Raw genomic sequence first — 23,850 nt, 5'->3', positions numbered from 1 at the left:
GGAGAACTGACCATGCGATTCAAACGACCGCAGGTGCGCTATGCCGATACGCCGCAGCCTGCCACTCCGTATCAAGCCGCCGCCCAGGTGTGGGACGAACGCATCGGCTCGGCCCGAGTGCAGGCGAAGAACTGGCGGCTGATGGCCTTCGGCTGCCTGGTGCTGGCCTTGCTGATGGCCGGCGGCCTGGTGTGGCGCTCGGCGCAGTCCATCGTCACGCCCTACGTCATCGAAGTCGATCAATCCGGCCAGGTGCGTACCGTGGGCGAGGCCGCCACGCCGTACCGGCCTGCCGATGCGCAGATCGCGCATCACCTTGCGCGCTTCGTGACGCTGGTGCGCTCGCTGTCCATCGACCCCATCGTGGTGCGGCAGAACTGGCTCGATGCCTACGACTACACCACCGACCGCGGCGCGGCCGTGCTCAACGACTACGCCAGCAAGAACGATCCGTTCGCCCGCGTCGGCCGCGAGTCGGTGACGGTGCAGATCACCAGCGTTACGCGCGCCAGCGATGCCTCGTTCAACGTCCGCTGGACGGAGCAGCGGTTCGTCAATGGCGCGCCCGCTGGCACCGAACGCTGGAACGCCGTGCTTTCCACTGTCCTGCAAACCCCGCGCACCGAACAGCGCCTGCGCAAGAACCCACTGGGGATCTACGTCAACGGCCTGTCGTGGAGCCGCGAACTGGATTCTTCCGAAGGAGCCAAACCATGAACCTGCCTTTTCGCTTTTACGCTTTCGTGCTGATGTTCGCGGCCACCACGTCGTCATTGCTGGGCTGCGCCTCGCAGGGCAAGCCGCCGCCGTCCATCTCGCTCGATGAGCCGGTGCAGGCGCAGCCGCTGCCCGAGCCGCCCAAGCCGGTCGAAGTCGTCGCCGTGCCCGAGCCGCTGGCGCTGCCGGCGCAGTTGAAGCCGCTGCCGGAGCTGGACGAGGCAGCGACCGTGCCGGAGCCGGCCGACGAGAAGGTGCGCGTCTCGCGCGCCAATGCCGAGGCGCGTATCGCGCCGACCCGCGAGGGCTACGTCAACGCGATTCAGGTGTGGCCGTACAGCGACGGCGCGTTGTATCAAGTCTATGCCGCGCCGGGGCGCGTCACCGTGGTTTCGCTCCAGCCCGGCGAGGAACTGGTGACGGTCGCCGCTGGCGATACCGTGCGCTGGATCGTCGGCGACACGTCCAGCGGCAGCGGCGAGGCGCTGCGCGTCAACGTGCTGGTCAAGCCCACTCGCTCGGGCCTGAAAACCAATCTGGTCATCACCACCAGCCGCCGGACGTACCTGCTGGAACTGACCTCGACGGAAAAGGCATGGATGGCGTCGGTGTCATGGGACTACCCGAAAGATCGGATGCTGGCCTTGCAACGCCAGTCGCAGGCCGCACAGACAGCCGCGCCGGTCGATACCGGCCTGGCGCTGGAGAAGATCCGTTTCCGCTACGCGGTGTCAGGGAGCAATCCGCCGTGGAAGCCATTGCGGGCGTTTGACGACGGCGAGAAGGTCTATATCCAGTTCCCGCCGGGTATCGCCCAAGGCGAACTGCCACCGCTGTTCGTCATCGGCGCGCAGGGTGATGGTCAGCTCGTCAATTACCGTTTCCGCTCGCCTTATTACATCGTGGATCGCCTCTTTGGCGCGGCCGAACTGCGCCTGGGCGGCGATGGTGGTGACGTGGTGCGGATCGAGCGCACTGACGGCGTGGCGCGGAGGAACTGACAATGAGCCAGGACGACACTCCCGACCTCGCCGCGCCGCAGGCGGCGGGCAAGATCGCGCCCGAGGCGGTGGCGCTACGCGCCCAGCCGCGCCCGGTCACGCGCCTGAACCGACGCACGCTGGCCATCCTCACCGGCGGCCTGTCGGTCGCCGTACTCGGCGCGCTGATGTGGTCGCTGCAACCGCAGCGGCGTGGTGCTGGTGAACAGACCGAGCTTTACAACGTCGATCGTGTCTCCAAGTCCGAAGGGCTGGATGCGCTGCCAGCAGACTACTCCAAACTGCCGCCGGCCTTGCCGCCCAAGGTGCCCGAGCTGGGGCCGCCGCTGCCGGGCGATCTTGGCCCGGCCATCGTCAAGTCGCAGCAACCGGTGACGGCCGCCTATGCGGCCCCCGGGCACGACCCGAACGATGCCCTGCGCAAGGAAGCCGAAGCGGCCGCGGGTTCATCGGTGTTCTTTCGCTCTGGCACGCAGAAGGCTGCGCCGGTGGCGCAGTCGCAGGCTACCGCCGCGCCGGGCTTCGCCGCCATTGCGGCGTTCGACCCGATGGCTGCCGGGCCAGCCTCTACGGCAGCGCAGCCCGCCGATCCGACGGCGATACAGAACCGGCAAGACCAGAAAGAGGCGTTCCAGAAAGCCGGAAGTACAGAGACCCGAAATTCCGGCATTCTGACGATGCCGGCCTCGCCGTATCAGGTGATGGCCGGGACGGTCATCGCCGGGGCGCTGGTGACGGGCATCAAGTCGGACTTGCCGGGCGACGTGATCGCCACGGTGACGGAGCCGGTCTATGACACGGCTACCGGGCGCTTTCTGCTCATCCCGCAGGGTTCGCGCATCCTCGGCCGCTACAACAGCCAGGTCAGCTATGGGCAGAGCCGCGTTCAAGTCGTCTGGAACCGGATTATTCTGCCCGACACGTCTTCGCTCACGCTCGACAACCTGGTCGGAGCCGACCCGGCCGGCTATGCCGGGCTGGAAGACGACGTGGACTACCACTGGGGCCGCATCTTCGCCGGAGCGGCGCTGACCACGCTGCTGGGCGTTGGTGCCGAGCTGGCCGCGCCGGAGAACCGCCAGGATGGCGACCGCATCATCATCGCCGGGCGCGACAGCGCGCAGGACAGCATCAATCAGGTCGGGCAGGAGATGACCCGGCGCAACATGAACATCCAGCCGACGCTGACCGAGCGGCCGGGCCTGCCGGTTCGCATCATCGCCAACCGGGATCTGGTGCTGCGGCCCTACCAGCCGTTGTTCTTCAACAAGGGGACTTCACGATGACGACGCGCAAGCTGCGGCTCGGCCCGCTACCGAAAACGGAATCCACGAAGCTGACCTTTGCCTGCCCAACCAGCCTGAAAGCCGACCTCGACCACTACGCCGCGCTGCACGCGCAGGCGTATGGCGAGGCGGTCGATGCCGTGACGCTGATCCCGCACATGCTGGAGGCGTTCATCGCCGGCGACCGGGGATTCAGGAAGGGAGGGGCGAGCAAGGCGCCGCCGCCGAATCCGAGTTGACGATGCTGACGCATCCACCATTCACTCGAAAACGAAAGCGCAGCCTACCGGCTGCGCTGTCGCTTTGAGAGGCTGCTTGCGACAAGCCACGGCTATGATGACAGTGCGACCTTGCCCGCTACGCCGCCCCTGGGCTTGCTACCGCGAAGCGCCTATGCGCCACCTAGCGAGAAAAGCAGCAAGAGCACTCGATGGCCGAAATCTGGCCTAACCTGTTGCCCCGTAAGGCCTTTCGCACCGCTGTATGTCTGCACTATGGACTTGACAGCGGACATTTTTTATTGGCGGCACCGCGAGGTGCCGCACCATGCCCGAGCCTGGTGCTCAGGGGCGATAGACCTTGACGTTGTCAAAGCCCTGCTCTTTCAGATAGAGCGCCTGCAGTTTGCTCATCACGCCGCGATCGCAATAGAGCAGATAGGTCTGCTCTTTCGGCAGGTCACCAAAGGCGGTCGCCAGCTTGAAGAAGGGGATATGCAGCACCTCACGCCCCTCGACCACCAGCGGTTTCTCATCGCGCTCATCATTGGAGCGGATATCCAGGATGATCTCGTCTGCGGCCAGTACCTGGGTGGTCTCCACCTCTTGCACCTGGGCTGACGTCTCTTCACCAATCCGGCGGATATCCAGATGACGAGCCTCGCTCACCACCTTGTCCAGAATAGCGAAGTCGAAGTTGCCCTCCTCCGCCTCGATGTTGGAGAGCACGGCCTTGATGGTCGGCTTCTTGGAGATGACACCGCAATACTCCGGCATGGTCTCGGCAAACTCCAGGGTACCGATGTGGCGCGCCTGGCTGATGATGTCCGGCTTGTCCCAGGTGATGAGCGGGCGCAGTATCACCTTGTCGGTCACCCGGTCGATGACGTTCAAGTTGGTCAGGGTCTGGCTCGACACCTGACCCACGCACTCGCCAGTCACCAGGGCCGGGATCTGGAAGTAATCGGCCACCTGGCCTGCGGCGCGCATCATCATGCGCTTGAGCACCACCCCCATCTGGCCGTTGTCCACTTTCTCGAGGATCTCGGCCACCACGGGTTCGAAGTCGATGGCGGTGAAGCGCACCTTGTGGGAGGCGCCAAACTTGCTCCACAGGTAATAGGCCACCTGCTTGACCCCGATCTCATGGGCGGCACCACCCAGATTGAAGAAGCAGTAATGGACGCGGCAACCGCGCTTGATGAACTGATAGGAGGCCACCCCTGAGTCGAAACCACCGGAGAGCAGGCTCAGTACATCTTCCTGGGTCGCCATGGGGAAACCGCCGAGGCCGTGGTGCACGGCACTGATGATGTAGAGATCGTCATTCTCGACCTCCAGGTTGACCTGGACATCGGGCTTCTTCAGCCGTACACCACCGCTTTCACAGTGCTGATTCAGACCACCACCCACATAACGCTCCAGCTCCAGGGAGCTGAAGTCGTGCTTGCCGACCCGGCGGGCTCGCACACAGAAGGTCTTGCCCTGCAGCTTGTCGCCCCAGACGGCGCGAGTCTGCTCGAAGATGTCATGCAAATCGGTGAAGGTGCTCACCTTTACTTCGAGGAAATACTGGATGCCGGGAATACAGGCCAGGGTCTCCAGATAGCGGGTGTGGAAGTGATCGTTGCGCGAGCTCACCACCAGTTTGTCCCAATCCATTCGCACGCGGGCGTCCTCGTCGAAACGGCGCAACACGTTACGGATATTGCCCTGCAACATCTTGGTGAAGCGCTGACGCACTGACTTGCTCTTGATGGTAATTTCTGGGAACAGCTTGATGATGAACTTCATGTCATTGACTCGAGTGACCTTAACAAAAGGGCGCGAATTATAGCAGAGCTTGCCGCCATCGCCTACCGGCATGGCGTGGGGACGCGGGTCGCCTCTCCGCAAGGGCCTGAGCCTATTGGCAAACATGACCGCAGCCGTTTGCCGCGCTCAGGGGAACTGGGTATATTGCCCCTCCTCTGTTACTGGCGACGCAAGCGGCGATCACTTCGAGATGAAGACCTTTATCTATTACCCCGGCATGGAGGTGCGCGATGAGCTCTGGCTCAAGTTCGCACTGCTCTGGCTGGAGCGGCTCGCCTTCGTATTCACCCTGAGCGAGCAGAGCCGACTGCCGCCCCTGCTCGACCTGCTGACCCAGCAGAGCAATCTGCTGGCACCCTCCCCCAGCGCCGCCGACTTCGATGCCATCACCCCCCGGTTAATAGAACAGTTAGGCACCCTGCTCGCCCCGAGCTTTGTCCGTCACCGGGTTTTTGGCAACAAGGCGCTCATCGACCGCTGGCAGCAAGGCGCCAATCACGACTGCTTCTGCCCGGCCCAGGCCGGGCTGACCCACCTGCATCAATACTGCCTCGGCCATGGCCTGGCCAGCCAGGATGAGGGGGGCATTCGCATGGCGCGGCGCCTGGCCAATCTCCTCTCCATGTACCTGGCCCGGGAGTGGGCACTGACCCACGATGGCATCCTCATCACCGACCATGACTACCTGGATCGCCTGCTCCACCTGGCCGAATCCCGCTACCAACCTCAAGGGGGTCAGGAGTGCTTCCACCTCGAGATTGGCCTGCGCCTGCCGGCACATCTGGGGACACTCCCCTTCGATACCCTGCTCGCCAAACGCCGTCACCCTGACTTTACCCTGGCCCTGACCGGGTTTCATGAGGCGCTCGCCACCCTTATCAAGGGACTGGAGGAAGGAGGAGCGACCCCACCCATGCTGACGGCATTTGCCAGGGCGAGGGACCATCTCGAGGATGAACAGCTAGACACCCGGTTATCCTCCACCCTTCAGGCTGCCGCCATGGCGCCCCTCGTGCTGCCGCTGACCTTGCTGATCAGCACGGCGCCAGGGGCCGCGCACCAGCTCAGCCGCCTGCAGGCCACCAATGCGGCATTGGCTCGGCCCCTCGTCTTCCATCCCATCAAGAAGAGCCACTTCCTGCGGCGCAAGAGCCTGCACGGTTTCACCCGCCTCGGCCAGATCCGCCACGGTTAACCAGAGGGGGAAACAGCAAGCCCCCCGCTCACAATCAGCCTTCGCAAGCTATGAGGGATCGCGCAGGGACGCCACCTGCCAGGTCTTGAAGCCGCCGGAGAGCTTCTTCACCTTGACGTCGTGCTGGCTGAGCAGGCGGCAGCCCCCATGACCACACCACCAACAATCAGGATCCGTTTCATCGGCAAGACGCCAGCCAGCGATAGCTCGCCACAGCATTAGACAACACTAATTTAGGCTTCAACGAAATTTTGTTTGCCCGCAATATGCAGTATTCTTGGCCCTCCGGCAGTCGCTCAACAGGATGTTTCCCCTCATGTCGTCTATCGCACTTCGTCAACCAGTGCCCACCTCGTCCACGCCCCTCTTCTTTCGCCTGGACGCTCGTAGCCAACGACTGGTTGCCCTGACGGATGTGATGCAAACCCCGCTGCACTGGCTCGATGAACCCAGAGCGCCCTGGCCTGCCCAGTTGCCGGAGGCCCTGCGCGGCCCGATAGAGCAGATGCTGGCCAAGGGCCAAAGCGGTCGGCTCCATCTTCGCTTCGACGGCATCCTCTGGCAGATTGCCCTCTCCCACGAGCAGGATGCCTTCTGGCTCATCTGCCTGCAGGCCCAGTCCCAGGAAATCACGGCAGACCTTGCCCTTCACCTGCCCAGACTCAGCCAGATGGCGAGCCAGCAGCAATTTGCCCCCATGCTCGAGAGTCTGAAAGAGACCCTGGGGGCAGACCGGCTCGCCCTCTGGCATTACCAGGCCAGCGGTAGCTTGGGGGGCGAGCAGCTCACCCCTGTCTTCTCCCTCGGCTGGGATGGCACCGATGCCAGCAGGGCGGCCACGCCCCTTGCGGCCATTCGAGGCGACAGCCGCTACATTCGCGCCCTGCGCACCCGCAAGGCATTGAGCTTCTCCGAAACCGCCCACCAGCCCATGCTCAGCCAGCACTACTACCTGAGCGAGGACAATGTCCACTCACGCCTCGATGCCGCCCTGCTCGATCAGGACAGGCTCATCGGCGTGCTCAGTCTGGAGTACCAGACCCCCACGCTGCTCAACGAGGAGATGTTGCAACTGGTGCGCCACTGCGCCCAGCAACTGGGCCACTGGCAGCCTCAGGTTGAGGAGATGGCCAGCGAGGCCGCTCAGGCCCTCTCCCTCCCCGGCGAACTCAGTCTGATGACGGGGATCGACTATTGTGAAGCCCTGGTGAGCTGGGCCTGTCATATCAGTGGCGCCAGCCTGGGCTGGGTGGGTGAATACCAACCGAGGGGCAAGGATCTCTGGGTCATACCGCGCCATGTCAGGCTCAAGGGTGAACCGCAACACTGGCCCGCCATGGGACTGGATCCCGGCCCCAGCGCCGAGCTGTTTCACCACGGTCAGGCGCTCTACATCGAAGATCTGGCGCTGCGCTACCCCAGCGCCACCAAGTTGCTCAGTCACGATGCCAAGGCATTCATCGGCATCCCCCTGAGCCTGCCGACCCAGGGCCCCATAGGCCAGCTCATCTTGCTGCTTGACCAGCCACTGGCTGATCCCATGCCGCTGCTCGACGTACTCACCTCCCAGGCCAAGCGGGCCGCCATCGAGCTACAACGTCTGGCTGCCGACGATGCCCTGCGCCTGGCCGAGGTGGCCTTCAACACCCACGATGGTCTGCTGGTGACCGACAGCCAAGGCACCATCCTCAAGGTCAACCACTCCTTTTGCCGCATCACCGGCTTTGCGCAGAGCGAGATGGTGGGCCAGCACATTGACCGATTGCGCCCCCCCTATTACGGCGATCGCCTCAAAGAGGAGGTGTGGCAGACGGTGCGCAATCAGGAACTATGGATTGGGGAGGAGCAGTGCCTCAATCAGGCCGGCAACCTGTTCCCGGTCAGACTGATGGTGAGCGGCGTCAGAAATGAACATGGGGAGATAGGTCACCTGGTCTGCAGCTTTTATGACGTCAGCAAGGAGAAAGAGGCGGCCCGCAATATCGAACAGCTCGCCTACTACGACGATCTGTGTGGCCTCTATAACCGCCGCAGCCTGACCGATGCCCTCAATCGCACCCTGAGCGAGCCCAATGGCCAGTGGGGTGCCCTGCTGCTGGTCGATCTGGATAACTTCAAGTCGATCAACGACTCCCTGGGTCATGCCTATGGCGACATGTTGCTACAGGCCGTGGTCGCACGCCTCAAGGAGCTGCCCCAGGACAATCTGGTGCTGGCCCGGACCTCGGGGGACGAGTTTGCCCTGCTGTTCACCGCCCTGGGCCAGGGCTATGTGACCGCCAAAATATTGGCAGAGCACTTTGCCCGTGAATTGATGGGTCAATTTCGGGCTCCGTTTGATATCGAATCCCACAAACTGCACTGCAGCGCCTCGATCGGTATCAGCCTGTTCTCGGGAGAGGACAAGGATCACCTGATCCTGATGCAGCAAGCCGATACCGCCGCCCACATGGCCAAACGCGGCGGTCAGGGCAGCTATGTGTTCTTCAGTCAGGCCATGGCCGAGAAGGAGCGCAGCAAACTCGCCCTCAGCAACCAGCTGCGCAATGCCTTGCGCAATCACGAACTGCTGCTGCACTACCAGCCGCAATACCGGGTCGACAACGGTGCCCTCTCCGGCATAGAAGCCCTGCTGCGCTGGCAGAAGAGCGATGGCACCATGGTGCCTCCCGGGGAGTTCATCCCCATCGCCGAGGAGACCAGCCTCATTCAGGACATCGGCTACTGGGTGATGAAGACGGCCTGTGCCCAATACAGCTTCTGGCTCAATCAGGGATTCACGATCCCCCACCTGTCGGTCAACGTCAGCGCTCGCCAGTTCCATACCGCCGGTTTCGTGCAACAGGTGGAGTACATACTCCGTGACACCGGGGTGCCCCCCTCCCGCCTCCTGCTCGAGATCACCGAATCCGTGGTACTGGAGAACAGGCTGGAGAGTATCGCCCGTATGCATCAGCTCAAGGAGCTCGGCATCTTGCTCTCCATCGATGACTTTGGCACCGGCTACTCATCCCTCGCCTATCTGCGGGATCTGCCCGCGGACGAGGTCAAGCTGGATCGCAGCTTCATTCAGACCCTGGTGCACAGCGAACAGGACAGAGCCATCGTCAAGGCCATCCTGGACTTGGCAAGGGTGTTTCGCTTCACCGTCACCGCCGAGGGGGTCGAAGAGCAGGAGCAACTCGACATACTCAAACACCTCGGCTGCCAGCACTATCAAGGCTTCCTCACCAGCCGCCCACTGCCAGTCAAGGCACTGGAGAGTCTGCTGACGCCGTTATCAAGCGGCTAAACAAGTATGCTTTATAGGGCTTTTCGTAATAAAATAACGACCTGCTCGAAACGCTGGAGTTCCCTATGTCTGTTATTGGTCGCATTCATTCCGTAGAAACCTGCGGCACCGTCGATGGCCCCGGAATACGCTTCATCGTCTTCATGCAGGGCTGCCTGATGCGCTGCAAGTACTGCCACAACCGCGATACCTGGGACACCCATGGCGGCCGTGAAGTGACGGTCCCTGAGCTGATGCAGGATCTCACCAGCTACCGCCACTTCATGAATGCCTCTGGCGGTGGCGTGACCGCCTCCGGTGGCGAGGCCATGTTGCAGCAGCCCTTTATTGCCGAACTGTTTGCAGCCTGCAAGGCGCAAGGGATCCACACCTGCCTCGACACTAACGGTTTCGTGCGCCACTACGACGAGATGCTCGATCAGGTGCTCGACAACACGGATCTCGTCTTGCTCGATATCAAACAGATCAACGATGAGAAGCACATCCCCCTGACCCACGTCAGCAACAAGTACACCCTGGAGTTCGCCCGTTATCTCGCCGCCAAGGGCAAGACCATGTGGATCCGCTATGTGGTAGTGCCCGGCTGGACCGATGACGAAGAGAGCGCCCATGGCTTGGGTCAATTCATCAAGGAGCTGGGGGAGTCAGTCGAAAAGGTGGAGTTGCTGCCCTACCACGAGCTCGGCAAGCATAAATGGGACGTGCTGGGAGAGACTTACGAGCTGACCGGTATTCATCCTCCCAAGCGGGAGACCATGGATCAGATCCAGGCCATCCTCGGCCAGTACCATAGTCAGGTAAAATACTGATTAACTGAGACGGCCGCGGTCTGCCACGGCCCCACGGCAAGGATGCCCCATGAGTGAAGGCCAGCTCGCAGCCCTGCTGCTCTGGTTGCTGCTGTTAGGTACCAGCATGAACCGTGCGCTCTGGCACAACCTGCGCACCACCTCCCTCTATCAACACCTGCTGCTCGGCAGCGCCATCGTTCTGATCCCGCTCTGGCTGCTGCGCGCCGGCCTTCATGATGGCCTGACCATCCACTTTCTCGGCATCACCAGCCTGACCCTGCTGCTCGGCTGGCGCCTGGCGCTCTGGGCCCCCTGCCTGACTCTGCTACTGCTCAGCTACACAGGTGTCGAGGAGTGGGCCAACGTTGGCTGGAACGCCCTGCTCGGCATAGCACTGCCGGTGGCCACCAGCTGGTTGCTGTTTCTCGCAAGCTGGGCCTGGCTGCCACGGCATCTGTTCATCTATCTGTTCATCGCCGCCTTCCTCGGCGGCGCCCTCGCCATTTCGGTCAAAGTGCTGGCCACGGCCCTGCTGCTAGGGCTAAGCGGCGACTACCCCTGGCAGACCATCATCGATGACTACCTCAGCATCTGGCCACTGCTGCTCTTTCCCGAGGCCCTGCTCAACGGCATGACCATGACCCTGCTCGCCATCTACCGCCCCCACTGGGTCAACACCTTCTTCGACCGCACCTACCTGGGCCGCTGAGCCTAGCTCCCCGCCATCGCAATATAGAGACAACAAAAAGCCCGCTGCTGCGGGCTTTTTTATGGTGCATCGGCGGGATCAGACGCTGCGGGGACGCAGGTGGGCGTGCCAGCGCGACTCCAGCTTCTTGAACAGCCAGACGATGATGAAGGTCAGCATCATGTAGAGCAGGCCGGCGGTGATGAACGCCTCGAACGGGCTGTAGTAGCGGGAGTTGATGATCCGCGCCGCCCCCGTCAAGTCGACGATGGTGATGATGCCCGCCACCGCCGAGCCTTGCAGCATGAAGATCACCTCGTTGCTGTAGGCCGGCAATGCCCGACGGAACGAGTTGGGCAAGATGATCCGGGTCAGGGTCTGCCAGGGGCTCATGCCAAAGGCCTGGGCTGCCTCTATCTGCCCCTTGGGCATGTTCATCACGGCGCCGCGCACGATTTCGGCCGTATAAGCGCCGGTGTTGAGGGTAAAGGCCAGCAGGGCACAGAACCAGGCTTCGGCGAACAGCGTCCAGGCCGCACTGTTTTTCAGCCACTCCCACTGGGCGGCGCCGTAGTAGATGATGAACAGTTGCACCAGTAGCGGCGTGCCACGGAAGAAGTAGATATAGGCCCAGACAGGCCCCTTGATCAGCCAGTTCTTGTGGTTACGCAAGATGCCCACCGGCACCGCCAGCATGAGGCCGAGCAGCAAGGCGGCGGCCACCAGCAGCACAGTGGTGTAGAGGCCCTGCCAATAAGTGGGCCACTCTTTGAGGATTATCGAGAAGTCCATGGCTTACCTCGTCTTGATAGCATAATGACGCTCGGCCCACTTGAGCGCCGAGGTGGAGACAGCCGTGAACACCAGGAAGATGAGGGCTACCGCCATGTAGAAGGTAAAGGGTTGCTGAGTCGAGCCCGCCGCCAGTGATGCCTTGCGCACCATGTCATCGAGTCCGATGATGGAGACCAGGGCCGTGGTCTTGAGCAGGACCAGCCAGTTGTTGCCAAAACCCGGCAAGGCATGGCGCATCATCTGCGGGAACAGGATGCGCACAAACACCTGGGTTGCCCGCATGCCGAAGGCGCGAGCCGCCTCCAGTTCGCCCTTGTCCACCGCCAGGATGGCGCCACGGAAGGTTTCTGTCATATAAGCGCCGAAGATGAAGCCTATGGTGGCCACCCCGGCGGCAAAGGGGCTGATATCGATGTAATCGGGCACCAGGGAGACCCAATCCTGGTTGGGATTGCTCGACAACAACCAAGCGTTGTATTGCTCGTTGATCCAGGTGCAGATGCCGTTGATGAGCACCTGGCCGCCGAAGAAGAGCAGCATCATCAGCACCAGATCAGGAATACCGCGAATGAGGGTGGTGTAGCCAGTGGCCAGACCCCGCGCCCACTTATAGGGGGAGAGCTTGGCCAGTGCACCGAGCAGGCCGAGCAGGAGCGCCAGCAGCAGGGAGGCCAGTGCCACCTGCAGGGTGATCCAGGCACCTTCCAGCAGGGAGGCTTCGTATCCTTTCAAATCAAACATGTGCAACTCCATCGCAAACTGACTGAATGGGTATGCCTCACCCAAACAGAGGATTAAGATCCTTTCAAATCAAACACATACACATGCATCTCTATTGCAACCAAACGGGCCCGCCGTTTTCGTGGGAAAAGCCGCGGGCCCGATGACGATTGACTGGGATCAGCCTGTCGCCTCGTTATTCACCGTACACATCGAAATCAAAGTACTTGTCATTGATCTCTTTGTATTTGCCGTTGGCACGCAGGGCCAGGATGGCGGCGTTGAATTTCTCTTTCAGATCCTTGTCAGCCTTGCGCACCGCGATACCGGCACCCTCACCAAACCACTTGGGATCGGTCAGTTTCGGGCCGACGAATTCATAGGCGTCACCGCCATCTTTCTTCAGCAGACCGTCGCTGATGGCGGCAGAGTCTGCCATCACGTAGTCGACACGGCCGGACTTCAGATCCAGATAGGCTTCGTCGGCGGTACCGTAACGCTTGATGGTGGCGTTGGGGAAGTTATCGGTGATGTAGGTGTCCATGGAGGTGGCGCGCTGCACGGCAATGGTCTTGCCATCCATGAAGGCCTTGTCGAGCTGCACGTCGGTGCCTTTCTTGGCGGCGAAGCGGGCGGGAATGTGCTGGTACTTCTGGGTGAAGTCCACCTTCTTCTTGCGCTCTTCGGTGATGTCCATGGTGGCGATGATGGCGTCATATTTACGCGACAGCAGCGCCGGAATGATGCCATCCCAATCCTGCTTGACCATGGTGCACTTGACCTTCATCTCCTCGCACAGGGCGTTGGCGATGTCGATGTCAAAACCTTTTACCTCGCCGCTTGGCTCGGTCCAGGAGAAGGGAGGATAGGCGCCTTCTACCCCGATCCGTACCTCTTTCCACTCCTTGGCCATCAGGCTGCCGGATGCCAGGGTGCTCAGAATGGCCGTGGCCAGTATCAGTTTTTTCATTGTCATCTCTCCTTGATAAAACAATTTGGATAATGGGAAGACTCGTCCATCAATAGATGGAAGATATGAATTGTTTGAAACGCTCTGACTTGGGATGGGCGAAGATCTCTTTCGGATTGCCCTGCTCCTCCACCACCCCCTGGTGCAGGAACATCACCTTGTTCGACACGTCACGGGCAAAAGACATTTCGTGGGTCACCACCATCATGGTGCGCCCCTCTTCGGCCAGCTCGCGCATCAGGCTGAGCACCTCCCCCACCAGCTCAGGATCCAGCGCCGAGGTGGGCTCGTCAAACAGCATCACTTCGGGATCAACCGCCAGGGCGCGGGCGATAGCGGCCCGCTGCTGCTGGCCGCCGGAGAGGTGGCCGGGATAGTAATCGCGACGCTCCCAGAGCCCGACCCGGTTGAGCAGATGCTCCGCCTTGGCGATCGCCTCGGCACGGGGCACCTTCAGCACCTGGATAGGCACCTCTATGATGTTCTGCATGATGGTCATGTGTGACCAGAGATTGAAACTCTGGAAGACCATGGCGAGGCGACTGCGAATGCGTTCAACCTGGCGCATGTCTTCCGGGGTACGTTCGCCGGTCCGGCTCGTCTTCATCCGGATCAGCTCACCGTGAAGGGATACGCTACCGGAGGAAGGGGTTTCGAGCAGATTGACACAGCGTAGAAAGGTCGACTTCCCCGATCCCGAGGAGCCGATCAGGGAGATGACATCTCCCTTGTGGGCCGTCATATCGATGCCCTTGAGCACTTCGTGGGTGCCAAAGTACTTATGCAAAGCACGAACTTCCAGTGCGGCAACGTCGCTCATCCACTACAACCTTGTCTGTCCCTAGACGCCGCTGGGGCGTGATACCACCATCACTCCATTAACAAAATGTTAACCGATGGCAACCTTCAGCGAAAATATCATCCACATGGTCAAAAAACAATACAGAGTAGAGGTTCCTGGTGTTTTATCTGTATTTTTATTGGCCTTGATAGTATTTTTCAGCACTTTGTATGCATAAAACTCGACTTAATACCGCCAGGGCGCCAGCCTGTTTCGCGCCTAATACCTCAGTTAATCCGGCACATCATCGCTTTTTCATCATAACAGCACAAAAGCCTGTTTATTCATACCAGCTGGCGATGCAAACTGGCAGTGGATCCATGTGATTTTCTTGGTTTTTTTGGCAGAAAAAGCCCGCAAGGGCAGATGACGCCCTCGCAAAAGGCTTGGGGCTCCATAAGCGCGAGGTTAAAACAAGGGTCGGATGAGTCAACTTATCTCACAGATATGTGACACCCGCTTAATAACTAATGATAAGGTGTCGTTTTTGTCATTCTCTTCTTTGAGGCCCCGATGCTGCTGAATGTCTTGCTGATCCTGCTGCCCCTGGTGATCGGCTACCTGGTTCCCCTCTCCTCCAAGCCCCTGCTCAAGCTCGTCAACGGCACCCTCGGCAAGCTGGTCTATCTGATCCTCTTCCTGATGGGTTTGGGGCTGGCCTTCGTGGAGGATCTGGGGGCTAACCTGCCGCGCATTTTCGTCATTGCGACCCTGATGCTGGCCTCTATCTCTCTGTGTAATCTGGCCGGCCTCTGGTGGCTGGACAGGCGCAATCCTCCGCCCCACGATGGCAACGACTCCCAGATGCCGAGCAAGTGGAAGATGTTATGGGAGTCCGTGCAGCTCTGTTTCGTGGTGCTGGCGGGGACGCTCATTGGCCTGCTGTTCGAGCCACGCTTCCTGCCCATCGACAAGTTGAGTGAGTGGGCGCTGATGCTGCTGCTGTTTCTCATCGGGGTGCAGATGCGCAATTCCGGCATGCACCTGCGCCAGATCCTGCTCAACCCCTGGGGCATGAAGATAGCGGCCACCGTCATCCTCACCAGCTGGGTGGGCAGCCTGGTGGCCTCCCTGCTGCTCGGCCTGCCCTTGGCTCACGGCCTGGCCATGAGTTCGAGTTTTGGCTGGTATTCGCTCTCCGGCATCCTGGTCGCCGACAAGCTGGGGCCGGTGCTGGGCTCGGCGGCATTTCTGAACGACCTTGGCCGCGAGCTCATCGCCATTCTCATCATCCCCATGCTGATGCGCCGTCACCCCTCGGCAGCGGTCGGTTATGGTGGTGCCACCGCCCTGGACTTCACTCTGCCGGTGATCCAGCGCTCGGGGGGCATCACCATGGTGCCGATCGCCATCGTATCCGGCTTCATTCTGAGTCTGCTCGGCCCCATTTTGATACTTGCCTTCCTGGCGATCTGAGCCACAACCGGGTTCAAGGGGGGCCATCACCACGCTCCCCCCTGAACTCGGCTAAGGTTCACTCACTCACCCGGCGAGCACCCCATGAACTATCTTGCACACCTTCATCTGGCGGCCCACACCCACAGCTCCCTCACCGGCAACCTGCTCGGCGACTTCGTCAAGGGCCCCTTGCCAAGCGGGCTGGCGCCATCGCTGGATGCAGGCATCTGGCTGCATCGCAAGATAGATGCCTTCACCGATGCCCACCCCGAACACAGAGCCGCGGTCGCCTGCTTTGCGCCGCCCTGGCGGCGTTTTGGCGCCATCCTGGCCGATATGCTCTACGACCATTGGCTCAGCCTGCACTGGGCCCGCTTTAGCCAGACGCCACTGCCGCTCTTCTTGCAGCAGAGCTATGCCGCCCTGCTGGCCGATGAGGATCGCCTGCCAGGTGGCCTCCCCTCCCCGTTAACAGCCATGGTCCGCCAGAACTGGCTCGCCTCCTATGCCGAGCTGGACGGGCTGACACGGGCCCTCAACGGCATAGGCCAGCGGTTGCGCCGTCCGCAACCTCTCGGCCTGGCGCTGGCAACCCTGACCCCGGCCCAGTGGCGCAGCTGTGAGCAAGGCTTTCTTGCCTTCTACCCCGACCTGATGCGCTTTACCCAGCAAGAGTGGCAGGCGCGCCCCCATTTTCCTGACCCGGATCGACCATAAAAAAACGCCCCAAGGGGCGTTTTTTTATGGCTGACAACCTATGGCTGGGTCTCTTTCTTCTTGCGAATGCTCAGGCCCAATTCCCGCCCGCGCAGGCGGGCATAATAGATGGTACCGACGAAGGCGAGGATGGTGAGCACCAGCTCTACGACCGCCAGCCAGCGCTCCCCTTCATCCGCGGTGATCAGGGTCAGGGAGTGCAGGAAGTAAGGCATCAGCACGAAGTTGCCCCAGGCATGGGTGTAGGGATTGCCCTGGAGTATGCCCTTTAGGGGGAACAGCAGCGGCAGCGTCCAGATCACCGGCAGCAACCAGGGATTGATGTCAGGATGCGGAGAGAGCCAGACGTGCCAGATAATGACCCAGGCCAGCAGACCAAGGAAGCCGACCAGGGTCAGCAGACGGGCGTGAAAAGTGGTCACTTGAGGATCTCCAGCACCTGCTCGGGAGGACGGCCAATCCGGGCCTGGCCATCCTTGATGACGATGGGGCGTTCGATGAGTTTGGGATGTTGATGCATGGCCTGGATCAGGGCCTCGCCACTCAGATTTGCCAACCCCAGCTCCTTGTAGAGGTCTTCTTTGGTGCGCATCAGCTGGCGGGGATCCTCGAAGCCCAGCTGGCTCAGCAGGCGATGGATCTGAGCTTCGCTCGGTGCCTGCTCCAGATAGAGCACCACCTCGGGCTGGATGCCATGCTGCTCGAGCAGGGCCAGGGTCTCACGGCTCTTCGAGCAGCGCGGATTGTGGTAAATTTGGGTCTCGCTCATGATAACTCCCTGATTTATCGCATGAGAGGGGAAGAAACGGCGCTATTGTATGGCAAAGCCTGAGGCACGTCTTCCATTGATGGAATGAAACCAGAGGGTTATCAAATTGTATGAGACGCCCGCCATTCGGGCCTGAAGAGGCCCCAACCTGATGACGCATCTCAAGGAGAGGCAATGAAAGCAATCCATGCCATGGCACTGACCGCTCTGCTGAGCGCCTGTACCCCGCAACCCGAGTTGACCGACACCCAGGGTGAACCGGTCAGCTTGCAGCGGTTCGCGGGCAAGCCACTGCTGGTCAACTACTTTGCCCAGTGGTGTGCGCCCTGCCTGCGGGAGATGCCGCTGCTCAATGCCCTGCAACGGGAGGGCAAGGTGCAGGTCGTGGCGCTGAGCTTCGACAGCATGAGCGCGCCCGAGCTGGCAGAGCTGGCCCGTCGTCACGATATCCAGGTGCCCATCATGCAGGTCAACGGCGAAGCCGGCGCCAGGCTGCCCTTCCCCCGCCCCGCCCAGCTGCCCACCAGCTATCTGCTCGATGCCGATGGCAAGCTGGTGCAGACCCTGGTCGGTGAACTCAATCACGCACGGCTGGCGACCCTGACCCGCCAGTGATCGGCAATCACCTGTGCCTGCCTGGGCAGGCCAGCTGCCCCGTCCGGGCATACCAGGCAATAAAAAGGGCGCAACGGTGACCCGCTACGCCCTTATCCGCCGCAAGAAGCGTCACATCTTGAGGCTCTCCAATGCTTTTTTCTCACGTTCCAACTCGGTGATCCTCGCCTCGATACGGGCCAGATTCAGTTTATTGCTGGTCGTGCCACGGGCGACGATCAGCTCGTCGATGGCGGCCTGGTAGTCGCCGCGCAGGGAGAGGGTCTCGGCCCGCGCCATGTGCAGCTCTTCCATCTTGCCCGCCTTGCGATAGGCATCGGCCAGCAGGCTCCAGGTCAGGCTGTTCTCTTCATGCTCCCGGGCGTAGGGATCCAGAATGGCGATCGCCTTGGCGGTGTTGCCGCCCTCCAGATAGGCGTTGCCCAGGTTGATCACCACCACCTCGTTATCCGGCATCCGCCGTCTGAACTGCTCGAGGCGGGCGATGGCCTGGGCATTGCGCCCCTTGGCAAGATCGATGTCAGTCTGGCCATCCAGGATGAACAGATCCTCCGGATGGCGGCTGGCCAGCTCCTTCATGATGGCATCGGCCTCGTCCGACCGTTTGAGCTGAAGCAGCACCAGGGCCTTGCCATAGAGGGCGGCATCCTTGAGGGGGTAGTCGCCCCGACTCAGCCGTTGCTCGAAGAAGGTGAGCAGGGCCGCCTGTGTCTCCGTACCAAAACGCGCCTGAATACGCACCTTGGCAAACCAGAAATCCAGGCTAGGAGGCAGGCTGCGTTTGCCGTAACTGGCGGCCCTGGCGCGGGCCTCGGCAATCCGGGTCTCTGGCAGGGGGTGAGTGAGCAGCATCTCGGGGGGCTTGCTGGCGTAACGATACTCCGCCGCCAGCTTCTGGAAGAAGGTCGCCATGCCGCTGGGGTCAAAACCCGCGTCATAGAGCGTCTTCATGCCGATCCTGTCCGCCTCGTATTCGTTGTCCCGGGTGTAGTTGATGGCCGACTGCATCGACAGACCGAGGGTGGTCTGCAGGGCGGCAATACCGGCGGTCGGGTTGATCACCGCCAGGGCGATGGAGCCCACCAGACCGGCGAGGGTCATGGCCGAGCTGCTCGCCTGGGCTTCAAGATAACGGGCGATGTGGCGCTGGGTGACGTGGGTGATTTCGTGGGCCAGTACCGAGGCGAGTTCGCTCTCGCTGTCGGCATAGAGAAACAGGCCGGTATGTACCTTGACCCGCCCGCCAAGGAAGGCCGCCGCGTTGATGCTGGGATCGTTGATCAGGAAGAAGGTGAAGGGGAAGCGCACCCCGTCAGCGTTGGTCAGCAGTCGCTGACCCAGATCGTCAATGTACTGGCTGAGCACGGGATCATCGATAACGGGCAGACCGGCACGGGCAAAGCGCATGAAGGCGTTACCGTAGCGCACCTCCTGCTCGATGGGCAGCGCCGCCACCCCGGCTGTGCCTATGTCGGGCAGCTGATTGTTGGCCTGGGCAGTAAAGCTGGCGCTCATCAGGGAGGTCAGCAGGGGAATGCTTGCCATCAGGGGGGAAAAACGTGCCACGTTATCTCTATCTCCTTTAGGAAGGGGCTTCGGCAGGATACCCTTGCCCCTGACGGCCCACAAGCGTTGTTTCAGGCTGCCATCACGGCCATAATAGCGGCGTCTCGCCCGCTGGAGCCGTTATGGAACACCTGGATCTGACCTCCTATCGCTGCCCTGAGCCACTCATCATGGTCAAGCTCTGGCTGCGCCAGGCTAAAACCGGTCAATCCCTCGCCATCAGCCTGTCCGACCCCGGCTCGCGCCGCGATATCCCGGCCTATCTGACGCGCCTTGGCCATTGCATACTGAGCGCTGAGCAAACCCCGTCGCACCTGCACCTGCAATTCACGGTCGGGGAGCCATCCTGTTGTTGAGGAATACTCCATGTTTGAAGTCCTGAAACGCTGGTATCAGACTCGATTCTCCGATCCCAATGCCGTCACCCTGTTCCTGTTATTGCTGTTCTGTTTCGCCATTCTCTGGCTGTTTGGCGACATCTTGGCGCCGCTGCTGGTGGCCCTGGTGATGGCCTATCTGCTGGAGTGGCCGGTGAGCCGGTTGCAACGGTTGGGCCTGGGGCGAACCCCCGCCACCGGTCTGGTATTGCTGCTGTTTCTCACCCTGACCGTGCTGGCGCTGCTTGGTCTGATCCCGACCCTGGTCAGCCAGGGGATCAATCTGGCCAAAGAGTCCCCCGCCATGCTGGGCCACACCCAGGACTATGTGCGTACCCTGCCCGAGAAGTACCCCGAGCTCATCGATGTCAGCCTGGTGGAGACGCTGATCGACAACATACGCCAACGCATCCTGAGCGGCGGCGAGACCCTGGTGAGCGCCTCGCTCAGCTCCCTGGTCAACGTGGTAGCCCTGCTCATTTACCTCATACTGGTGCCCTTGATGGTGTTCTTCATGCTCAAGGACAAGGGGGTGTTGCTGGCGGGCATACGCCGCTTCCTGCCCCGTAACCGAACCTTGGTCAATCGGGTCTGGGTGGAGATGAACGATCAAATCATCAACTATATCCGCGGCAAGGTCATCGAGATCCTCATCGTCGGCATCGCCACCTATATTCCCTTCGCCCTGATGGGACTGCGCTACTCGGTGCTGCTGGCGGTGGCGGTGGGTTTCTCCGTCCTCATTCCCTACATAGGGGCGGCGGCGGTGACAGTGCCGGTGACCATGGTGGCGCTGTTCCAATGGGGGCTGACACCTGAATTTGCCTGGCTGATGGTCGCCTATCTGGTGATCCAGGCCCTCGATGGCAATCTGCTGGTGCCGCTGCTCTTCTCCGAAGCCGTCAATCTGCACCCTGTGGTGATCATCATCGCCGTGCTGGTCTTTGGTGGCTTATGGGGATTTTGGGGGGTCTTCTTCGCCATCCCGCTGGCGACCCTGGTCAAGGCCGTACTCAATGCCTGGCCCAAACGAGACGAGAGCCCGGCCCCTTAAGGGTGATCCATTGGAGACCACGCCATCGTGACCCAGCGAGCAGAGTTCAACCGGGATGAAAATAATCCTGACATAGGGCGCCAATTTATTGATATTAAATGCGTTGCGCCCTGCTAACTTGCATCTGCTTCGAGCATCGGCTTAAATGCTCGCCTTTTTTCATTCGACACCTCTGGCCTATCACACGGGCAGTTAAACAAGGACGACTTACATGACCCCTGTTCGATCGACACCGTCAACCGCCCGGAAGCTGGCTAGCCTCGCAGCCCTGTTGGCCTCTTGCTCCATTGGCACTGCCCACGCCGACATCGATCTGGGTGCCCTGAGCCCCTTCTCCAGTGACAGCCCCACCAGCCCCATTCCCAAAGGGTTGGTGCTGGGAGGCGCCTTTATCGGCGGCCAGGCCCGTTATCAGCATCAGGATGACACCATGCTGCCCATACCTGGTGGACTCTATTTTGGTGAGAACCTGATGTATCTGGGGGACAGGGCCCGCTACTACCTCTCCCGGGATGGCAATCTGTCGACCTATGCCTTCGGGCGGGTGCGCTTTGGCAACCTGGATCCCGATGACGATCGCTTCTTCGATGGCATAAACAAGCGCAAGGGCGAGTTTGAGGCCGGATTTGGTGCCGATCTGGTGACCCCGTATGCCTTGTTGACCCTAAGGGCCACCAGCGATGTCACGGGGACCAGCAACGGTCAGGAAGTGATGGCATGGGCCAACTTCCCCATAGTGCGCGACAGGCTGCTGGTCATGCCGGGCTTTGGTCTGATGCTGCGCAGCCACAACATGGCCAACTACTACTTCGGCGGCGTCTCTGACGATGAGGTGGCACCGGGCCGCCCGCAATGGAACACGGGCACCACCCTCTCCCCCATGGCCTCCATCATTGGCAGCTATCGTTTCAGCCCCCACTGGATTGGTGGATTCGGCGTCAACTACGAGCTCTACGATAACGACATCGCCGACAGCCCTCTGGTGCAACATGATGGCGAACTCTACGCAGGCGTCGGGCTGGGCTATATCTGGTGACGCCTCCTGAGCTGCGCACAAGAACATAAAAAGAGGCCCGCATGATGCGGGCCTCTTTCTGAATCGATGGGCGGCCAGGTCATAGGGTTGCGAGGAACGCCTCCAGCGCCCCGGTGACCGCCGCTGACGCCTCCAGACTGGCCAGATGACCGGCTCCCGGGATCTCTTTGAGCGGACACCCCAGCTCCTCGGCCATCAGATACCCCTCCAGCACAGGATGTATCTTCTCCTCGCAGCCCATGATGACCAGACTCGGCTGGCTGAAGTATTGCAGCCAGTCGATGCGATCCTCTCGCCCGATCCAATGCTGACCGAGCCGTACCAGGGCGTCGATCTTGTCTGCGGGCCACTGGGCAAGCCGGGCCATCATGGCCTGCTGCAACAGCGGATGGGGGTGATTTGCCAGGTAACGTTCAGTAAAACCGGCGGCGATGGCGCTGGGCACGGTTCCCTTGGCGGCTATCTCATCCAGCCAGCCCTGGTAGCGCGCCCGACTGATCTGGGGCTCCCAGCCAGCAAAGCAGCCTTGCAGCACCAGGGCGCGCACCCGAGTGGGCACCAACTTGGCCAACTCTATGCCCCAGATCCCCCCCAGCCCCTGACCGACCAGTACGAATTCCGCTATGCCAAGGCTATCCATCAACTGCAGCATCTGGCTGGCCACGTCGGTCAGATTGCCGTTGGTTGCAGGCAAGCCCCCCGACTGACCATGGCCCCACAACTCGGGAACGATGCAGCGGTAGCGCCCCTTGAGCGCCTCTAATTGCGGACGCCACGCTTCGGCATCCATCAGGTAGGCATGGCCAAACAGAATGGCCGGTCCCTGCCCCTCGTCCAGGTAGGCGAGCGGGCTGGCATCAATTTCCACAAACTGTCTCATGAGTTCCTCGAACAAGTTGGCCTGGGAACCAGAACCTCAGGCGACACCCAGGATGTTCTGGCACAGGGTGCTATGAACGGAAGTTTACCATATGACCCCTGGCACGGGGCGTGCGACTGGTGCAAGCTGGGAAGACTCAAAGAGGGAGATGATCATGAGCAAGGCTACCAAGCTTGGCAAGAAAGAGTATGAGAAGGCATTGGTCAATCTGCAGTCCGAGCTCGTCAAGCTGCAGGAGTGGGTCAAACAGGAGGGGCTCAAGGTCGTGGTCCTGTTCGAAGGGCGCGATGCCGCGGGCAAAGGCGGGGTCATCAAGGCCATCACCGCCCAGCTCAACCCACGGGTGGTCAAGGTCGCGGCCCTGCCCGCCCCCTCCGACCGCGAACGCACCCAGTGGTACTTCCAGCGTTACGCCTCCCACCTGCCCGCCGCCGGTGAGATGGTACTGTTCGACCGCTCCTGGTACAACAGGGCTGGCGTCGAGCGAGTGATGGGCTTTTGCGAGGACGACGAATACCGCGAGTTTCTGCGCGCCTGCCCCGAATTCGAGCGCATGCTGACCCGCGCGGGCATCATTGTCATCAAGTACTGGTTCTCGGTATCGGACGAAGAGCAGGAGAAGCGCTTCCTCGACCGCATCCATACCCCCATCAAACGCTGGAAATTCAGCCCCATGGATCTCCATGCCCGCTCGCGCTGGGTCGAGTATTCCCGCGCCAAGGATGACATGTTCGTCTATACGGACACCGAGGATTGCCCCTGGTTCGTGGTCGAGGCGGATGACAAGCGCAGCGCCCGCATCAATTGCATCTCCCACCTGCTCAGCCGGATCCCCTACAAAGCCATCAAGTACGACAAGATAACCTTGCCTCCCATAGAGACCCAAGGCTACGAGCGCCCCGCCCTCGCCAAGCAGAGCTTTGTACCCGATGTGGCCCATCGACTGCGCAAGGGCAAGGCGCTCAAGGAGCCCAAAGCAGTCAAGCCAGCCAAGAACACGGCCCCGTTGGAAGCCAGATCGGCGGCGACAGTGCCATCGATTACCGCCGCCCCGACCAATGCAGCCCCGGCAAAGAAAACAGCAGCGGTGACACCTGCCGCCAACGCAG

General features: G+C 61.1%; 24 protein-coding genes and 1 pseudogene. 15 read left to right on the top strand and 10 right to left on the bottom strand.

Going from position 1 to position 23,850, the window contains the following annotated elements; all coding sequences use genetic code 11:
• Positions 1-12 precede the first annotated feature (12 nt).
• Genes trbF through BN1130_RS17270 form a run of 4 tightly spaced genes read left to right on the top strand, consistent with a single transcriptional unit; the run spans position 13 to position 3,243 of the window.
• On the top strand, positions 13-717 hold the full coding sequence (gene trbF, locus BN1130_RS17285; protein WP_042043499.1) for a conjugal transfer protein TrbF: 705 nt from the start codon (positions 13-15) through the stop codon (positions 715-717).
• Positions 714-1,718, top strand: coding sequence for a P-type conjugative transfer protein TrbG (trbG, locus tag BN1130_RS17280; protein WP_042043496.1), 1,005 nt, complete (start codon positions 714-716; stop codon positions 1,716-1,718). The genes trbF and trbG overlap by 4 nt, the downstream gene beginning before the upstream one ends.
• 2 nt (positions 1,719-1,720) lie before the next feature.
• Entirely contained in the window at positions 1,721-3,004 is a 1,284-nt protein-coding gene (locus BN1130_RS17275; RefSeq protein ID WP_042043495.1) for a TraB/TrbI/VirB10 family type IV secretion system protein, read from the top strand.
• Entirely contained in the window at positions 3,001-3,243 is a 243-nt protein-coding gene (locus BN1130_RS17270; protein WP_042043494.1) for a DUF2274 domain-containing protein, read from the top strand. Before BN1130_RS17275 ends, BN1130_RS17270 begins: the two co-directional genes overlap by 4 nt.
• Positions 3,244-3,567: 324 nt before the next feature.
• Here the strand turns inward: BN1130_RS17270 and thiI are convergent, their stop codons facing one another.
• Positions 3,568-5,016, bottom strand: coding sequence for a tRNA uracil 4-sulfurtransferase ThiI (gene thiI / locus BN1130_RS17265; RefSeq protein ID WP_042043493.1), 1,449 nt, complete (start codon positions 5,014-5,016; stop codon positions 3,568-3,570).
• Positions 5,017-5,227: 211 nt separating this feature from the next.
• Between thiI and BN1130_RS17260 the strand changes: the two genes are divergently transcribed.
• Entirely contained in the window at positions 5,228-6,232 is a 1,005-nt protein-coding gene (locus BN1130_RS17260; RefSeq protein WP_042043491.1) for a hypothetical protein, read from the top strand.
• A gap of 48 nt (positions 6,233-6,280) precedes the next feature.
• Here the strand turns inward: BN1130_RS17260 and BN1130_RS22390 are convergent, their stop codons facing one another.
• Positions 6,281-6,451, bottom strand: a complete 171-nt coding sequence (locus tag BN1130_RS22390; protein WP_157014073.1) for a rhodanese-like domain-containing protein — start codon at positions 6,449-6,451, stop codon at positions 6,281-6,283.
• A 97-nt stretch (positions 6,452-6,548) separates the two neighbouring features.
• Between BN1130_RS22390 and BN1130_RS17255 the strand changes: the two genes are divergently transcribed.
• From BN1130_RS17255 to BN1130_RS17245, 3 genes are all read left to right on the top strand, one after another.
• A complete protein-coding gene (locus BN1130_RS17255) occupies positions 6,549-9,524 on the top strand; it encodes a sensor domain-containing phosphodiesterase (RefSeq protein ID WP_042043489.1) in 2,976 nt (991 codons plus the stop codon).
• Positions 9,525-9,589: 65 nt separating this feature from the next.
• Positions 9,590-10,333 (top strand): pyruvate formate lyase 1-activating protein, encoded by a 744-nt coding sequence (pflA, locus tag BN1130_RS17250; protein WP_042043488.1) that lies wholly within the window; start codon positions 9,590-9,592, stop codon positions 10,331-10,333.
• Positions 10,334-10,382: 49 nt separating this feature from the next.
• Positions 10,383-11,024, top strand: a complete 642-nt coding sequence (locus tag BN1130_RS17245; protein WP_042043487.1) for an energy-coupling factor ABC transporter permease — start codon at positions 10,383-10,385, stop codon at positions 11,022-11,024.
• Between the two features lie 78 nt (positions 11,025-11,102).
• Here the strand turns inward: BN1130_RS17245 and BN1130_RS17240 are convergent, their stop codons facing one another.
• From BN1130_RS17240 to BN1130_RS17225, 4 genes are all read right to left on the bottom strand, one after another.
• Entirely contained in the window at positions 11,103-11,795 is a 693-nt protein-coding gene (locus tag BN1130_RS17240) for an ABC transporter permease (RefSeq protein WP_042043485.1), read from the bottom strand.
• A 3-nt stretch (positions 11,796-11,798) separates the two neighbouring features.
• Entirely contained in the window at positions 11,799-12,539 is a 741-nt protein-coding gene (locus BN1130_RS17235; RefSeq protein WP_042043484.1) for an ABC transporter permease, read from the bottom strand.
• 175 nt (positions 12,540-12,714) lie between these two features.
• The gene (gene aotJ, locus BN1130_RS17230; RefSeq protein ID WP_042043482.1) at positions 12,715-13,488 is read right to left on the bottom strand and encodes an L-arginine-binding protein AotJ; all 774 of its coding nucleotides are present in this window, start codon (positions 13,486-13,488) and stop codon (positions 12,715-12,717) included.
• Between the two features lie 49 nt (positions 13,489-13,537).
• A complete protein-coding gene (locus BN1130_RS17225; RefSeq protein WP_042043480.1) occupies positions 13,538-14,308 on the bottom strand; it encodes an ABC transporter ATP-binding protein in 771 nt (256 codons plus the stop codon).
• A gap of 534 nt (positions 14,309-14,842) precedes the next feature.
• Between BN1130_RS17225 and BN1130_RS17220 the strand changes: the two genes are divergently transcribed.
• Together BN1130_RS17220 and BN1130_RS17215 are read left to right on the top strand one after the other, a co-directional pair.
• Positions 14,843-15,745 carry a LysO family transporter gene (locus tag BN1130_RS17220; RefSeq protein ID WP_042043478.1) on the top strand — a complete coding sequence of 301 codons (903 nt, stop codon included), beginning with the start codon at positions 14,843-14,845 and terminating at the stop codon, positions 15,743-15,745.
• Between the two features lie 84 nt (positions 15,746-15,829).
• Positions 15,830-16,444, top strand: a complete 615-nt coding sequence (locus BN1130_RS17215; RefSeq protein WP_042043477.1) for an acyl carrier protein phosphodiesterase — start codon at positions 15,830-15,832, stop codon at positions 16,442-16,444.
• Between the two features lie 38 nt (positions 16,445-16,482).
• Here BN1130_RS17215 and BN1130_RS17210 read toward each other — a convergent pair whose 3' ends face one another.
• Together BN1130_RS17210 and arsC are read right to left on the bottom strand one after the other, a co-directional pair.
• Positions 16,483-16,866: a DUF2069 domain-containing protein gene (locus tag BN1130_RS17210; protein WP_042043475.1), complete on the bottom strand. Its 384-nt coding sequence runs from the start codon at positions 16,864-16,866 to the stop codon at positions 16,483-16,485.
• Positions 16,863-17,213, bottom strand: coding sequence for an arsenate reductase (glutaredoxin) (gene arsC / locus BN1130_RS17205; protein ID WP_042043474.1), 351 nt, complete (start codon positions 17,211-17,213; stop codon positions 16,863-16,865). The genes BN1130_RS17210 and arsC overlap by 4 nt, the downstream gene beginning before the upstream one ends.
• Before the next feature lie 174 nt (positions 17,214-17,387).
• On the opposite strand from arsC, the gene BN1130_RS17200 reads away from it, so the two are divergent.
• Positions 17,388-17,828, top strand: a complete 441-nt coding sequence (locus tag BN1130_RS17200) for a TlpA family protein disulfide reductase (RefSeq protein ID WP_042043473.1) — start codon at positions 17,388-17,390, stop codon at positions 17,826-17,828.
• Between the two features lie 111 nt (positions 17,829-17,939).
• Here the strand turns inward: BN1130_RS17200 and bepA are convergent, their stop codons facing one another.
• Entirely contained in the window at positions 17,940-19,394 is a 1,455-nt protein-coding gene (gene bepA, locus BN1130_RS17195) for a beta-barrel assembly-enhancing protease (protein ID WP_370736618.1), read from the bottom strand.
• Positions 19,395-19,516: 122 nt separating this feature from the next.
• On the opposite strand from bepA, the gene BN1130_RS17190 reads away from it, so the two are divergent.
• The 3 genes from BN1130_RS17190 to BN1130_RS17180 all read left to right on the top strand — a co-directional run bounded on the left by BN1130_RS17190 (position 19,517) and on the right by BN1130_RS17180 (position 21,861).
• Positions 19,517-19,750: a sulfurtransferase TusA family protein gene (locus BN1130_RS17190; protein ID WP_042043471.1), complete on the top strand. Its 234-nt coding sequence runs from the start codon at positions 19,517-19,519 to the stop codon at positions 19,748-19,750.
• A 10-nt stretch (positions 19,751-19,760) separates the two neighbouring features.
• The gene (locus BN1130_RS17185) at positions 19,761-20,825 is read left to right on the top strand and encodes an AI-2E family transporter (RefSeq protein WP_042043469.1); all 1,065 of its coding nucleotides are present in this window, start codon (positions 19,761-19,763) and stop codon (positions 20,823-20,825) included.
• A 211-nt stretch (positions 20,826-21,036) separates the two neighbouring features.
• Positions 21,037-21,861 (top strand): MipA/OmpV family protein, encoded by an 825-nt coding sequence (locus tag BN1130_RS17180; protein ID WP_042043468.1) that lies wholly within the window; start codon positions 21,037-21,039, stop codon positions 21,859-21,861.
• Between the two features lie 79 nt (positions 21,862-21,940).
• Here the strand turns inward: BN1130_RS17180 and BN1130_RS17175 are convergent, their stop codons facing one another.
• Positions 21,941-22,741 (bottom strand): alpha/beta fold hydrolase, encoded by an 801-nt coding sequence (locus tag BN1130_RS17175; RefSeq protein ID WP_042043467.1) that lies wholly within the window; start codon positions 22,739-22,741, stop codon positions 21,941-21,943.
• Positions 22,742-22,889: 148 nt separating this feature from the next.
• Here BN1130_RS17175 and ppk2 point away from each other — a divergent pair.
• Positions 22,890-23,687: pseudogene (gene ppk2 / locus BN1130_RS17170) on the top strand (polyphosphate kinase 2); the annotation flags it as partial.
• Positions 23,688-23,850: the final 163 nt, after the last annotated feature.

Source organism: Aeromonas rivuli (genome assembly GCF_000820045.1).
In the GTDB taxonomy this organism is placed as follows: Bacteria; Pseudomonadota; Gammaproteobacteria; order Enterobacterales; family Aeromonadaceae; genus Aeromonas; species Aeromonas rivuli.
The sequence above is the reverse complement of the archived record's forward strand: the minus strand, read 5'-3'. Positions and strand labels throughout refer to the sequence as shown.